Here is a 13,971-nt window from a genome sequence, read left to right as displayed (position 1 = left end):
ATTTTGAAAACTTATAAAAGAAATCAAAAATGACGGTCGCCCGCTTCCCGTTTGCCCAGCAGCACTGCACCAACCATGGCTATCAGGAAAAGGACTGATGCTAATTCAAATGGCAGAATGTAATCGCTGTACAGCAAACTTCCGAGGTTTTCTACTAGACCCGTTTTGGCATTAAATGATCCTTGGCTGACCGTTGGAACTTGCGCGCTTTTTGCTCTGAAAATGGTAATCAGCATCACCATAAGCAGACCACCGACGATCACGGACGCCATTTTGGTCAGATTGGTTCTTGACTCTTCTTCCTCTTTCCGCAGGTTCAGAAACATGATCGTAAACAGAAAGAGTACCATGATTGCTCCCGCGTACACAATGATGTTGACCGCTGCCAGGAACTGAGCGTTTAACAATACATAGTGGCCTGATAGGCAGAAAAATGTAGCGATCAGAGCAAGCACGCTATAAATCGGATTGCGAGCGGTAACAACGCCAATAGCGCTAAAAATAGTAAGGGCTGTCAGCGCCAGAAACAGATAGCCAGTAGGCGTTAACGTTTTAAAAAAATTTAAAAATTCTGTCATAGTCCGGGTGAATGAAGAACGATGGGTGACGATAGTTGGCTAGGTGGCAGCCCGTGTCAGACTAGGTTCTGTTGGCGTAGCTTTTACTTCTGAATTGGCCGCGCGAACATACCGGTCATCCATTTTCTCGACAAGACGATCTTTACCGTAAATAACCTGATCGCGCTCCTGAAAGACAGGTACCATGCGGTCGTGACGCAGATAAACGGCCTGCTTGGGGCAAGCTTCTTCGCAGAGGCCACAGAAGATACAACGCAGCATGTTGATTTCGTAAACCGCAGCGTATTTCTCTTCCCGATAGAGCTTCTCTTCGCCTTTCTTGCGTTCGGCAGCTACCATCGAAATGGCCTCGGCTGGGCAGGCAACCGCACATAAACCACAGGCGGTGCAGCGTTCACGGCCTTGCTCATCACGTTTGAGAACGTGATGCCCACGGTAAATTGGACCCAGGTATTTTTTTACCTCCGGGTATTGAATAGTCACTTTCTTCCGAAACAAGTGACGGATCGTTATACCCAACCCGCTGATAACGGCGGGGAGGTACATTTTTTCCGCCAGCGTCATTTCTTTATTGCTGACTTGTTTTGAGCGATTCGTTAGTTGCATGTTTTTCAGAGCTCAGAATCAGCTTTTGCTGGACGGTCTTTTGTAAAACCGTCCAGCAAAAGCCATAACCTGTTAGGACTGTTGCGGAACAATTTCTCGTTTAGGCGCGCGTGACATTGATGTTGCAGCGAGTACAATCATCACAATAGCGATTAACCAACTCGCGTATTTGATATTGAAAAGCAAGCCTGCTCCGGTCACAATCACATTGAGAATCGCTAGCGGAATAAACATCTTCCAGCCCAGATTCATCAGTTGGTCGTAGCGGAAGCGAGGAAGCGTCCAGCGTACCCACATAAAGAAGAAAATAAAGAAGAAGATCTTACCGAAGAAAATCACAAACTGAATAGCCGTGGCTAAGTTATGCCCGGTTACTGCGCCCAGACTAGTTTCGAGAGCGGCTCCCACTTCGTTCATGAATGGGTAATGGAAGCCACCGAAATACAACGTTGAAATGAATGCCGATGAAACAAACATGTTGATGTACTCCGCGAAGAGGTAGAAGCCAAGCTTCATCGAGCTGTATTCGGTATGGTAACCACCAACAAGTTCCGTTTCGCACTCAGGTAGGTCGAACGGGGTACGGTTACACTCCGCAAAAGCGCAGGTCAAGAAAATGACGAAGCCCAGCGGCTGGGTGAATACGTTCCACTCAAAAAAGCTAGCTTGCTCGTTAACGATGGCCCGCAGCGACAAAGAACCAGTCATCATCAGGATCGCGATTATGGAAAGACCCAGCGCGATCTCGTAGCTGATGTTTTGTGAAGCCGCTCTGATGGCACCCAGCAACGAAAACTTGTTGTTCGACGCCCAGCCGCCAACCATAACGCCATACACGCCCAGTGATACTACGCCGAAAATGTACAGTACGCCAATGTTGATTTCAGTACCTTGTAGAGTAACATCGTAGTTGATGTTGTTCCAGGCAAACCGGATGCTGTCGCCAAACGGAATAACGGCACTCGACATCAGTGCTGTCAGCATGGCTAGGCAAGGTCCCAGAATAAAAAGCCATTTGCTCGCCTGGGAAGGAATGAAATCCTCTTTAAAAAACATCTTGCCCGCATCGGCAAGGGGTTGCATCAGCCCCCAGGGGCCTGCGCGGTTTGGTCCAAGACGATCCTGCAAGAACGCGGCTACCTTACGCTCTCCATAAGTGGAGTAGGCTGCGATGACGAGCGTTATCACAAAGAGTACCAGGATAATGATTCCTCTAACGATTAATACGGTCAGATCCATTTCTAAAAGTTTTCGGTTTTCAGTTTTTCGATAGCTAGGCTTTTGTGTACCAACTATCCGGAAACTGAAAACGCTTTACCTATAAACTTATCAAGGTTCGGGCTCCATTGCCGACGGCAACTTGGCAAAACGCTCAGGTGGCAACTGTTGAATTTTCAATTGCGACGTATCCCGCTCTTCGTGAATTTCTTTATACTCCGCTGCTGCTAACCGCTGACCGAAACTCGGTTTAATCGTGTCTGCCCGGTATTTGTTGGCCGAAATGACAGAACTGCGTGAGATCTTGGTTGGTCCCTCAATCGTCCAGTCACTGGTTTTCTTTTTCTCGAAGCGGCAGGTATTACAGATAAACTCGGTAACCTCGTTCCACTCGTTTTTGCGAGCCGTTACCCGGATCACCTCGTCGCCACGATACCAAAGCGTTACGTTACCCGAGCAGGTTGGACAATCGCGGTGTGCATCGACGGGTTTTGTAAACCAAACCCGGTTTTTGAACCGGTAGGTTTTATCGGTTAGTGCACCAACCGGACAAACATCGATGACGTTACCCGAGAAATCGTTATCAATCGCTTTTTCGATGTACGTTCCGATTTCGGCTGCGTCACCCCGACCTAACACGCCATGAACGCGTTTGTTCGTGATCTGATCGGCTGTATACACGCAACGATAGCACAGAATGCAACGCGTCATGTGCAACTGAATGTAGGGACCGAGGTCGTTTTTCTCGAACGTCCGGCGATCTTCTTCGTAACGTGTCGTTGCTTTGCCATGATCAAAAGAAAAGTTTTGAAGATCACATTCGCCGGCCTGATCGCAAACGGGGCAGTCCAGCGGGTGGTTAAGCAACAAAAATTCAACAACACCATTGCGGGCGTCAATTACTTGTGGGCTGGTTGTGTTCTCGACGATCATACCATCCTGTACGGCTGTCAGACACGAAGCGACCAGTTTAGGCATTGGCCGTGGGTCTTTAGCCGAACCTGCGGCTACCCGAACCAAACACGCCCGACATTTGCCGCCACTGCCTTTCAAGGGCTGATAATAGCACATGGCAGGAGGAGCCACCTCCGGACCAATTTTGCGGGCGGCCTGCAAAATGGTTGTGCCCGGTTCCACCTCGACTTCGATTCCGTCGATGGTGACTTTCAACAGTTGCGGCTTTACATCTTCCATATAGTATGCTGCGGCTTTTAGCCACTCACTAATTAGTCTATTGCGGCTTGTGGGCCGTCTTACTTTATACCAAAGCCATCTCGCCCCGATAAACAGCACCGGGCTGTGTCGCTTCGGATGGGTTGTCTATATGCCACTGAAACTCATCACGGAAATGCCGTATCGCACTGGCAACAGGCCACGCAGCAGCATCACCAAGCGGGCAGATGGTATTTCCTTCAATTTTCTTGGCTACATCTACCAGCAGATCAATATCCTGCTGATGGCCATGACCGTATTCGATCCGGTGCAGTACTTTTTCCATCCAACCGGTACCTTCGCGGCAGGGGCTGCATTGGCCACAAGACTCGTGGTGGTAGAAGCGGGAGAAATTCCATGTGTTACGAACGATACAGGACGTTTCGTCGAAAACAATAAACCCGCCCGAACCGAGCATAGTACCTGTTGCGAAACCACCATCGGATAACGATTCGTAGCTCATCAACCGCTTTTCGCCGTTGGCTAGTGTCAAGGCCAGATTCGCCGGGAGAATGGGGACGGAAGAACCACCCGCTACGAGTGCTTTAAACTTATGACCAGTCCGGATGCCACCACACCATTCGTCCGCGTAGATAAAATCTTCGACTGGAACTCCTAACTCAATTTCGTAAACGCCCGGTTTGTTGATGTGACCAGAAGCCGAAATCAGTTTGGTGCCCGTACTACGACCAATACCAATCGCTGCGTACGCATCACCGCCATTGTTGACAATCCAGGAGGTCGTCGCAATCGATTCGACGTTGTTGACTACCGTTGGGCATTGGTACAAACCTTTGACAGCTGGGAACGGTGGCTTATTCCGTGGGTTACCACGTTTTCCTTCCAGCGATTCCAGCAGAGCGGTTTCTTCACCACAGATATACGCACCACCACCGGGTTGCACGACCAGTTCGAGGTCATAACCGGTACCGAGGATATTCTTTCCCAAGAAACCTTTGGCTTCTGCCTCGGCAATGGCTTTTTCGAGAATACGGATTACGTACATCAGTTCACCCCGCACGTAGATGAACGACTTGTTGGCACCAAGCGCAAACGATGAAACAATCATTCCCTCAATCAATAGGTGAGGAAGATTTTTCATCAGATAATGATCTTTGAATGTGCCGGGCTCCGATTCGTCAGCGTTACAAACGAGATAACGGGGAACACCTTCCGGTTTGGCCAGAAAGCTCCATTTCATCCCCATTGGGAAACCTGCTCCGCCCCGGCCCCGAACACCCGCTTTTTTCACTTCTTCGACAATTTCATCGGGTGTCATTGTCTTTAGTGCCTTCTCAACGGCGGTGTAGCCACCTTGTTTCCGGTATACATCAAAAGTTTCGATGCCCGGAACGTTAATATGTTCAGTTAATATTTTAGTAGCCATGTGTTACTTCGACAATTCGTCAATAATCTCGTCTACACGCTCGTTGGTCAGATTCATGTAGTACTTCTCCCGAATCTGAAATACCGGACCCATGCCACAAGCCGCTAAGCATTCTACTTCCTTAAGCGTAAAACGCCCATCCACCGTTGTCTGACCGGTATCAATGCCAAGGCGATGCTTCAGGTGAGCTAGCACATCTTCGCCACCCATCAGGCAGCATGGACCCGTACGGCAGTATTCAATTACATGCTGACCAACGGGATCAATGTGGTACATGGTGTAGAACGTCGCTACTTCATACACCTCAATGGGCTGGATATCGAGTAGCCGGGCTACGTAGTCCATACCTTCCGGACTTGTCCAGCCTTCTTGTTCCTGCAACAGGTGAAGTAAGGGTAACAAAGCCGATTTCTGCCGATCTGCCGGATAGCGGGCTATTATTTCCTGTGCTTTTGCTACACGCTCCGGTGTAAAAACTACCGTTTTATTTTCAACAGTCTTACTCATAACTGAAACTATAAACCGCTTGGGTGGGCCAGCCACGGCTTGGTGAAACTTACATTACGCATCTAATTCACCAGCAATGACGTTCATACTACTCATGATAATAATGGCGTCTGACAGCGTCATACCTTTACACATTTCAGGGTAAGCCTGGTAGTAGATAAAGCATGGACGACGGAAGTGTAACCGGTAAGGAGCCCGGCCCCCGTCGCTGATCAGATAAAAGCCCAACTCGCCGTTACCACCTTCAACCGCGTGGTAAACCTCACCAACAGGGGCGTCGATTTCACCCATCACAATCTTGAAGTGATAGATAAGAGCCTCCATGTTTTTGTAAACTTCCTGTTTGGGAGGAAGGTAATACTGAGGGGCATCGGCGTAATGAGAGCCTTCGGGCAGGTTGTCAATCGCCTGTTTGATGATGCGCAGACTTTGCCACATCTCCTCCCCACGAACCATGTAACGATCATACGTATCACCGCTCTGACCAACGGGAATGTCGAATTCGAAATCTTGGTACGACGAGTACGGGTTCATAACGCGAACATCGTAGTCAACACCGGCGGCCCGTAGATTCGGACCCGTGAAACCGTAGCTGAGCGCACGTTCTGCCGAAATGCCACCGACGTTCACAACCCGATCCATGAAAATCCGGTTGCGGTTGAACAGGTTTTCAAACTCAGTCAGTACTTTTGGAAAACGGTCCAGGAATTCTTTTATCTTCCGAATAGCAGTAGGAGAAAGGTCGCGCTCCATGCCACCGATCCGGCCCATGTTAGTCGTCAGACGAGCTCCACAAACTTCTTCGTAGATATCGTAAATTTTCTCACGCTCCTGGAATATGTACGTAAAACCGGTGAGCGCACCCGTATCAGCACCCAGAATGGCGTTACAAATGATGTGGTCAGCAATGCGGGCCAGCTCCATCATAATGACACGGATGTATTGAGCGCGCTTAGGAACGTCAATGCCGAGCAGTTTCTCAACCGTCATGTGCCAGCCCATGTTGTTGATGGGCGACGAGCAGTAATTCATGCGGTCGGTAAGCGTCGTAATCTGGTAGAAAGGACGCCGTTCTGCAATTTTTTCAAAGGCCCGGTGGATATAGCCAATTGTCTGCTCGCCCGATACGATTTTCTCCCCATCCATTTGCAGAATGTTCTGGAAAATACCGTGAGTAGCAGGGTGCGTTGGCCCAAGGTTAAGCGTGGTCAGTTCGTTAACGTACTGAACAGGACCTTGTTCGGCAGGCAGGTTTTTATTCGCTATATCGAGTTCTTCAGAAACCATATGTCAAAGGGTAAAAAGCAAAAGAACGGACGAGTGGTAAATATAAAATTACGGGTCGGTCCTTTGCACGTTTATCGTCCAAACAAGGCGTCGATCTTATCCTCCCGAGTTTGATCTTCAAGCGGATATTCTTTGCGCATTGGGTGATAATCCATTTCTTCCATGTTCAGGATTCGACGTAAATCCGGATGACCATCGAAGATAATACCGAACAGGTCAAAAGTTTCGCGTTCCATCCAGTTCGCGCTCATGAACAGCGGAATAGCCGTTGGAATGTGAAGATCCTCGTTCGACAGATAGACTTTAACGCGTAGCCGGAGGTTGTTGATCAGGCTGTGCAAGTGATACACAACGCAGAACTCTTTTCCGGGAGAATCAGGATAATGAACGGCTGTGATATCGGTCAGAAAACCAACCTGCAAAGTCGAGTGCTCTTTCAGAAAAGTGATGAGCGAAATGATTGTCTCGCGGGTAGTCGAAAATGTTAGCAGATCATAAGGATCGTCAAAATCACTAACGGCTTCACCAAATTGAGTAATGATGGTTTGCGCGACTGATTCGTTCGTCAGCATAGGGGTGGGTAAGACAACTTTATGCGGGATTGGTAGTATCTGTGGCGACCAATCTCACGTAAAGTGGTTATTACTGAATATTATACGAGTTCAACAACTTCTGGTATTCTTCTGTATTACGACGGCGCAGCGATTCGTTTTTGGCCAGCTCCTGAATCTGCATGACTCCTTCAATAATCTGTTCAGGACGTGGTGGGCAACCAGGTACGTATACGTCAACCGGAATGATCCGGTCAATACCCTGCAACACGCTGTAGGTATCGAAAATACCACCGCTCGACGCGCATGCCCCAATAGCCACCACCCAGCGCGGTTCAGCCATCTGTAAATATACCTGCTTGACAACAGGTCCCATTTTTTTTGCAATGGTACCGGCTACCAGAAGCATATCAGCCTGACGGGGCGAAAAGCTGTTCCGTTCAGAGCCAAAACGACCTAAATCCCAGTCGGAAGCCAGGGTAGCCATGAATTCAATGCCGCAGCATGAGGTTGCAAATGGCAGTGGCCAGAGCGAATTTGCCCGGGCCAGTCCAATTACTTTATCGAAAGAAGTGGCAGAGAATCCCTGCCCGTCATAACTAGGCGGAGCTTCGGCCAGCTTAATGTCAGTTGCCATAAAACGTTGTGTTTGATTACTCTAACAACGAATAAGAATGTACTAAAATTCATTTACTGCTGCTATTCCCACTTCAAAACACCCTTGCGGATGATGTAATAGAAACCAGCCAGCAACAAGCCCATAAACAAAACCATTTCAATAAAACCGGTCATGCCAAGCCCTTTGAAATTAACAGCCCATGGGTACAAAAAGATTACTTCCACGTCGAACAAAACGAACAGGATAGCGATCAGAAAATACTTGATCGAGATTGGCGTGCGTGCATCACCCTGAACAGGAATACCGCACTCAAATGGATCATCTTTTTTCTCACTGTTCCGCTTGGGACCAATGGCATGGGTTACAAACATCGTTGTGATGATGAAACCAAGGGCTAAACCAAGCTGAATGAGCACCGGCAGATAGTCGGCCGGTAGGTAAGTCGCGTTCATACAGTACTATTAAAAGTAGTGCTACAAAGGTAGCGATAAAACCAATAAGCACATTTAATTGCTGCCCGGACGTTCATCCGAACATCCTCCAAATATACAGGCTAACCGCCTTTTTTTCAACAGATAGCTCCCAGTCAACTGTTACTTAGAATGCTTATAAACAAGAAGTCCTTTTCAGTGAAAAGGACTTCTTGGTAAGTAGGTTATTGTTCGACGTATTACTGAGCAACGATCACGCGCCGGGATACGTTGAACCCAGCTGCCCGAATCCGGATAATGTATTCACCTTTAGCAAGTCCTGACAGGTCTACCGCTTTTCGCTCATTGAACAACGGTACCACGTAGGAGGATAATTGCTGGCCGGTCATGGAGTAAACGTCAACGAGCGCATCTTTCAGGTTCTCTTCAGTTTCAACGGTTACCATACCATCCGTTGACGGGTTCGGATAAACGCTGACGCCACCAGTAGTCTGGTCAAATACAAACTCTCTGGGTGCGCTATAGTCCGAATAGCAGGTCAAATTCTGGCTACCGTTCAGAGTGAAAGTCGTTTTGGTACGGGCGGAGTAGCTGCCACTGACGATAACCTTGACTACTGAACTAGTCTGGGGAATGAGGTCATTAGCCCGTCGCCAGTCGAACTGGTCAGTACCACCACTGGTTGGTGCGGGTAAAGCGGCTTCCAGCGAATATGTACCGACTTGCTCGACAACAGGAACGAACAGCTTAGGACGAACCGTCAGGGTAATAGGCGACGATTGGGCTGATTTACAACCGTACACATTGATTGCCTGAGCCGAGTAAGTGCCCGATGCCGTCAATGATATTGTTTTACTACTGATTCCTGTACTCCACAAGGGTATGCTACCCGCCGACGAACTAGCCGTGAGCACTAAGGCCGAGTCGGCGCAGACCTGTTGCTGAGAAGTCGCTGCCTGATTCGGCTGCGTGTTCAAAGCGATGGTAGGAACTGTTGGCTGAATAATACCCTGTACATCGATGGCTGGTGACAGGTAGGTATTGCCTGTATTGTCTTTCAGGGTTGCCCGATAAACGCCGGGCTGATTGACGTTGATGGTCCGTGATGTCTGACCGTTATTCCACGTATATGATCGGTATAAGCTGGGCAAGCTAACGGTTAAGTTATTGTTCGACCCGCAAGCTACGGTTACCGCAGGCGAAGGAAGCGGAGTGAGCGGGCGCGATGTCGCAAAAAATATGGCGTTCAAACTATTAAACCAGGCTTGGCCGAGCTGCTGTAAGCCTTCACCACCAAAGTGTACATTACCCTCATAACGGGGAATCTGAATATTATCGGTAAAAGGTCCTGCAAATACGTTGTTGTTATAGGTGTTGATAACGTCGTTCTGAGCCTGGATAATGTCCTGACTAACCTCGCCTACGTTGTACGACGACCGGGCCAGCACCCAGGCTGGATAGCGATCTGTATCAGAGCGGGTCTTATTGACCAAGTACTGCATCCCCTCGCTATACACTTTTCGGCTGGAATGCAGCGGGACGTTGTCGTTTTCGCCCTGCTGCCACAGCACTGCCCGCAATCCCTGAAGGGAACAGTAGTAGCGGAGGGCAATCAGCAGGTTTGCGTAGGGCATTCCAGCGGGAAAATTCTCGTTGGGCGTACCAAGGGCAAATATGTTTTTAGTTATTTGACCGTCCGCGCTTTCTTTCCAGTTGTTTATGGTGGTTGCCTGCCAGGCTGTATTGATAAACAATACGGGAACGTTGTACTGCTTAGCAATCAAGTCGCCAAGAACACCCCAGCACCAGGCGCTTTGCCCCCGTGGACCGATCAATGAACTTGCACCTAGTTGCTGAAAAGTAGGAGCTGGCGGATCGTTCAGTGAGTTAGCCGTACTGTTGTCATACGTAACGCAGTTCACTCGATCATCCGAAGCACCCAATGCGCCAAAATTCTGAAAACCCTGTGCGTTGGACTGTCCGGTAATGATAAACACTTCGCCGACACCAACTTTACGGATAACATCCGTACCTACGATTGCGCCCCCCGAAAAAGCCTGCACTTCCAGCCGGTACCAGCCGCCCTTTGCCCGTAAGGAGCTTTGGAAGATGCCACCCTGGGGATTCCGCTGAACAGTGGCCCATTCGGTATTGATTCCCTGACCCGACTGCTCCGCAACAACGCGGGCCTGGACGCTGTCTACGGGCTGGTAATAATTTCCCGAAATGTAAATGGTGCTGAAATCATCATTACCTCGTTGAAAAACGGCACGGCTTTCGGGGTAAGTGATCTTAACTATCTGGTTGGTCGTTTGTGCCTGCGTGCGGTAGAGCGTAGCTATTAAACCAAATAGCAGAAAAATATATACACTAAAACATTTTTTCATGTGTCGCTCCTGTCTTACCCTGTTTCACTTAGTTTGTTGAAAGCTATCAGGCTCAATACGTTCGGTATTGAACAGCTAGTCTTTATTTGGCTATACCGTAAAATCCCCGGCAAAATACAAATTCTACCGGGGATTCTATGATTAAACGGTATACCGGGTTTTATATTACAATCCGAGCAAAATTCGTCTGGTTCTGCTAAAACCAGCCGCTTCTACGCGTAAAATGTAAACTCCGGAGGGTAAGTCGGTCAAGATTAGTTGTTTTCGTTCGTCAAATAAACCCACATTTCTGGTTAATACTCTTTGCCCAGTAGGCTTGTAGAGCGTAACTGTCGCGTTGGATAAATTTTCCTGTGTTTCTAGCGTGACAACCTTATTTGGATTCGGGTTAGGATACACACTTAGCCCCTCAAAGCTTGCATCTATCGTGTACAAAAATGGTGCCGAAGGTAGGGAGAAACAGGTAAGGGTGTTTGAGTAAACAATGGATGAACGGGCGGTGTAATTGCCCGAACGACCAGCCTTAATGATTGCCGTTTGGACGGCCAGTGAATCCGTATCCCGGCGCCACCGAAAACGTTCGCCGTTCGTTGAGCTAACCGCTTCAAGCGTGTATGTACCGATTGCGTTTATGGTAGGAGCGGGGGGTAGTGCCCTGACATCAACTGTTGTAGCAGCAGACAGCGTAGAAACACAACCGTTCTGATCGCGAATTCGGGCTGAGTAATTGCCGGCTTGTCCTGTTGTGATAGCGCGTGTAGAGTCACCGGTTGACCAAAAAACGGTGTACGGACCTTCTACCGTAAGCGTTGCCCGATCGCCCTGGCAGATGGTTGCCGAAGGAGTGGATACGATGGTTGGCGCATTGGGTAACGCATTGACGCGTACATTGATTCTGGGTGAAAAGGTAGATAGACAGCCATTTTGGTCACGCGACTGTACTGCGTAGTTACCGGACTGCGTTACACTGATTGCTTTGCTCGTTTGACCACTTGACCACACCACGTTTAACGGTGAGGCTGCGTTTAAGGTAACGCTATTTCCTGCGCAGAATGTCGTTGCGCCACCCGCCGATACGCTGGGCGTTGCGGGAAGCGGGTTTACCTTCGTAGTTACTACGTCGGACCGTTCGGAAGTGCAGCCAAACCGATTTCTGGTCACAACCGAATAGTCACCCGACTGGGTAACGGTTAGACTTTGTACCGTTTGTCCATTATTCCACGCATACACGGCTTCAGTAGGTGCAGTCAGGACAACGTTTCGGTCAGCGCAGAACGTAGTGGCACCACTCGCCGTAATGGTTGGTTTTGCCGGTACTGGATTGGCGACTACTTGTATGACGTTGGAGGGTAACGAAGTACATCCGTTCTGATCGGTGACCGTTGCCGTATAGGAACCAGAGGTTGTAACGGTGATCTGCTTTGCTTTTTGCCCATCGCTCCAGTTGTAAACGACATTGTTACTGGATGCCTGCAAGGTTGTGTTGTCGCCCTGGCAAAACGTAGTAGACCTGCCGTTTGTTATAGTCGGAGTCGCCGGGAGAGGACTAGTCGTCAATTGAAGCGTATTTGACGTGAAGTCACAACCACTGACATCGCGGTAGCGAGCTGAATAGCTTCCGACTAAACTTGCGTTGAACGTTCTTCCTGAAGCGACGCTCACGTTATTTGGTTGACTTAACCAGGTTACATTATCATAGTTGGACGTTAAAGCGAGCGTCGTACCGGCACAAATGATGGGTAAGCGGTTATTGGCTACACTAGCTATTGGGGTATCTGACACCCTTAGATACCCTGTATAGTTTGTATTACCCGAGGCATCTTTCACTTTAGCCCGGTATAGTGCCCCCGGACCTTTGGTTACAGTGCGCCCGCTTTCGCCCGCTTCCCACTGAACTGAGGAGTAAGTACCGTTAACTGTAAACGTAAGATTGTTGCCTGCGCAAGCTACCGAAACGGTAGGTGCTAAAGCAGGTCCAAACGGTGTTGATCGTTGAAAAAAGGAATCATCGAGGCTACCGTTCCACAAAGTAGCGGCTGTAACCAGGCCATTGTAATCGAAGTGAACACGGTCGGGATCAAAAAGTGGTGCCCGATACCGTGGAACCTGAACCGTGTCGGTAGACGGTCCGGGAAATACGTTCGGTACTGTGGAAATAACTTGATTCTGCGCGGCAATGATGCGGTTGCTAGCACCCAACGGATCGTAATGGGAGGCTCTGGCAACGACCCAGGAGATGTTTCGCCCGTAATCTTGTCGGGTTTGGTTAATGACAAACTGGAGATCGGTGACGTAGCTTTGCGTAGTTGTGTTGAACACATTATCCGCTTCGCCCTGGTGCCACAAGACAGCTCTGATGCCCAGTATGTTGGCGTAAGACTGCAAGGCTACTTTCAGGCCAGCGTATGGTTGCCGGGCTGGATAAGGGCTACCACCGTACCCATAGGCGGCTCCTCCCTCGGGAGCACTATCGCTCCAGTTTCGAATGGAAGTACCCGTGAAGGCGGCATTGAAAAACATGATCGGCACGTTCAGACGGGTCGCTAGCAGGTCGCCTAAACGTCCCCAGTACCAACTGCCCATGCCACGTGGTGCGACGATGAAGCCGTCACTGTTATCTAAGTGAGAAAATTGGGGAACGGGAGGATCGTTCGGATAGGCATTCTCCGGGTATTTGTAATTGACGCAGTTGACCCGGTCATCGGTAGAAACGGGAGCACTGTAATGAACGCCCTGCGCATTCGACTGGCCAGCAATGACAAACACCTCGCCAACGCCAACGCGCTCAATCGTCGTAACGTCTCCAACTTGCTGTCCGTTAGTCAGTCCTCTAACCTGAAGATCGTACCAGCCTCCTGTTACGGTTAAATCGCCAGTGTAAATACCTCCGCTTGGATTGTCAAGTATGGTCTGCCAATCCGTAGACGTTCCCTGGTTGTTACGGGCCTGGACACGAGCCTGAACTTGCGTGATAGGCACGGTGTAATACCCCGTTATTCGAAAAGTGGCTTGGTTACTTGCATTACGCTGGAAAACAGCTCGGCTGGTAGGAAACGATACCTGAATCTGAGCTGTCGCGTATGTTGGCAACAGTAGCCCTACGACGAGACAGCAGACTAATGAAAATTGTTTCATAACTATTGAATGCTGCCAAGTTGTAGACTCAGCGACCAGAATGACTAGAGTTC

Annotated in this window: 12 protein-coding genes; all 12 read right to left on the bottom strand. The window is 49.2% G+C overall.

From position 1 onward, the window contains the following. Nucleotides 1–23: 23 nt before the first annotated feature. The 12 genes from LQ777_RS22330 to LQ777_RS22275 all read right to left on the bottom strand — a co-directional run bounded on the left by LQ777_RS22330 (nt 24) and on the right by LQ777_RS22275 (nt 13,918). A complete protein-coding gene (locus LQ777_RS22330) occupies nt 24–578 on the bottom strand; it encodes an NADH-quinone oxidoreductase subunit J family protein (RefSeq protein WP_232560151.1) in 555 nt (184 codons plus the stop codon). A gap of 39 nt (nt 579–617) precedes the next feature. Further along, on the bottom strand, nt 618–1,184 hold the full coding sequence (locus LQ777_RS22325; protein ID WP_232560150.1) for a NuoI/complex I 23 kDa subunit family protein: 567 nt from the start codon (nt 1,182–1,184) through the stop codon (nt 618–620). Nucleotides 1,185–1,256: 72 nt separating this feature from the next. After that, nucleotides 1,257–2,423: an NADH-quinone oxidoreductase subunit NuoH gene (gene nuoH / locus LQ777_RS22320; protein ID WP_232560149.1), complete on the bottom strand. Its 1,167-nt coding sequence runs from the start codon at nt 2,421–2,423 to the stop codon at nt 1,257–1,259. Between the two features lie 90 nt (nt 2,424–2,513). Next, nucleotides 2,514–3,596 (bottom strand): NADH-quinone oxidoreductase subunit G, encoded by a 1,083-nt coding sequence (locus tag LQ777_RS22315; protein WP_232560148.1) that lies wholly within the window; start codon nt 3,594–3,596, stop codon nt 2,514–2,516. 64 nt (nt 3,597–3,660) lie between these two features. Then, complete coding sequence (gene nuoF / locus LQ777_RS22310; protein ID WP_232560147.1) at nt 3,661–5,001, bottom strand: NADH-quinone oxidoreductase subunit NuoF; 1,341 nt, start codon at nt 4,999–5,001, stop codon at nt 3,661–3,663. A gap of 3 nt (nt 5,002–5,004) precedes the next feature. Next, entirely contained in the window at nt 5,005–5,508 is a 504-nt protein-coding gene (locus LQ777_RS22305) for an NADH-quinone oxidoreductase subunit NuoE family protein (protein WP_232560146.1), read from the bottom strand. Nucleotides 5,509–5,562: 54 nt separating this feature from the next. Then, the gene (gene nuoD / locus LQ777_RS22300) at nt 5,563–6,795 is read right to left on the bottom strand and encodes an NADH dehydrogenase (quinone) subunit D (protein ID WP_232560145.1); all 1,233 of its coding nucleotides are present in this window, start codon (nt 6,793–6,795) and stop codon (nt 5,563–5,565) included. Nucleotides 6,796–6,866: 71 nt separating this feature from the next. Next, the gene (locus LQ777_RS22295; RefSeq protein ID WP_232560144.1) at nt 6,867–7,367 is read right to left on the bottom strand and encodes an NADH-quinone oxidoreductase subunit C; all 501 of its coding nucleotides are present in this window, start codon (nt 7,365–7,367) and stop codon (nt 6,867–6,869) included. A gap of 70 nt (nt 7,368–7,437) precedes the next feature. Next, nucleotides 7,438–7,983, bottom strand: a complete 546-nt coding sequence (locus tag LQ777_RS22290) for an NADH-quinone oxidoreductase subunit B (protein WP_232560143.1) — start codon at nt 7,981–7,983, stop codon at nt 7,438–7,440. A 62-nt stretch (nt 7,984–8,045) separates the two neighbouring features. Next, on the bottom strand, nt 8,046–8,417 hold the full coding sequence (locus LQ777_RS22285) for an NADH-quinone oxidoreductase subunit A (protein ID WP_232560142.1): 372 nt from the start codon (nt 8,415–8,417) through the stop codon (nt 8,046–8,048). A 218-nt stretch (nt 8,418–8,635) separates the two neighbouring features. Beyond that, on the bottom strand, nt 8,636–10,783 hold the full coding sequence (locus tag LQ777_RS22280; protein ID WP_232560141.1) for a T9SS type A sorting domain-containing protein: 2,148 nt from the start codon (nt 10,781–10,783) through the stop codon (nt 8,636–8,638). 165 nt (nt 10,784–10,948) lie between these two features. Beyond that, nucleotides 10,949–13,918 carry a sialate O-acetylesterase gene (locus LQ777_RS22275; RefSeq protein ID WP_232560140.1) on the bottom strand — a complete coding sequence of 990 codons (2,970 nt, stop codon included), beginning with the start codon at nt 13,916–13,918 and terminating at the stop codon, nt 10,949–10,951. Between the last annotated feature and the right edge of the window lie 53 nt (nt 13,919–13,971).

It is taken from the genome of Spirosoma oryzicola (genome assembly GCF_021233055.1).
Classification (GTDB): domain Bacteria; phylum Bacteroidota; class Bacteroidia; order Cytophagales; family Spirosomataceae; genus Spirosoma; species Spirosoma oryzicola.
The sequence above is the reverse complement of the archived record's forward strand: the minus strand, read 5'-3'. Positions and strand labels throughout refer to the sequence as shown.

Excerpts from the sequence above, each read along its gene's own strand:
- LQ777_RS22330 (WP_232560151.1), bottom strand. The coding sequence starts at position 578 with ATGACAGAATTTTTAAATTTTTTTAAAACGTTAACGCCTACTGGCTAT.
- LQ777_RS22325 (WP_232560150.1), bottom strand. The coding sequence starts at position 1,184 with ATGCAACTAACGAATCGCTCAAAACAAGTCAGCAATAAAGAAATGACG.
- nuoH (WP_232560149.1), bottom strand. The coding sequence starts at position 2,423 with ATGGATCTGACCGTATTAATCGTTAGAGGAATCATTATCCTGGTACTC.
- LQ777_RS22315 (WP_232560148.1), bottom strand. The coding sequence starts at position 3,596 with ATGGAAGATGTAAAGCCGCAACTGTTGAAAGTCACCATCGACGGAATC.
- nuoF (WP_232560147.1), bottom strand. The coding sequence starts at position 5,001 with ATGGCTACTAAAATATTAACTGAACATATTAACGTTCCGGGCATCGAA.
- LQ777_RS22305 (WP_232560146.1), bottom strand. The coding sequence starts at position 5,508 with ATGAGTAAGACTGTTGAAAATAAAACGGTAGTTTTTACACCGGAGCGT.
- nuoD (WP_232560145.1), bottom strand. The coding sequence starts at position 6,795 with ATGGTTTCTGAAGAACTCGATATAGCGAATAAAAACCTGCCTGCCGAA.
- LQ777_RS22295 (WP_232560144.1), bottom strand. The coding sequence starts at position 7,367 with ATGCTGACGAACGAATCAGTCGCGCAAACCATCATTACTCAATTTGGT.
- LQ777_RS22290 (WP_232560143.1), bottom strand. The coding sequence starts at position 7,983 with ATGGCAACTGACATTAAGCTGGCCGAAGCTCCGCCTAGTTATGACGGG.
- LQ777_RS22285 (WP_232560142.1), bottom strand. The coding sequence starts at position 8,417 with ATGAACGCGACTTACCTACCGGCCGACTATCTGCCGGTGCTCATTCAG.
- LQ777_RS22280 (WP_232560141.1), bottom strand. The coding sequence starts at position 10,783 with ATGAAAAAATGTTTTAGTGTATATATTTTTCTGCTATTTGGTTTAATA.
- LQ777_RS22275 (WP_232560140.1), bottom strand. The coding sequence starts at position 13,918 with ATGAAACAATTTTCATTAGTCTGCTGTCTCGTCGTAGGGCTACTGTTG.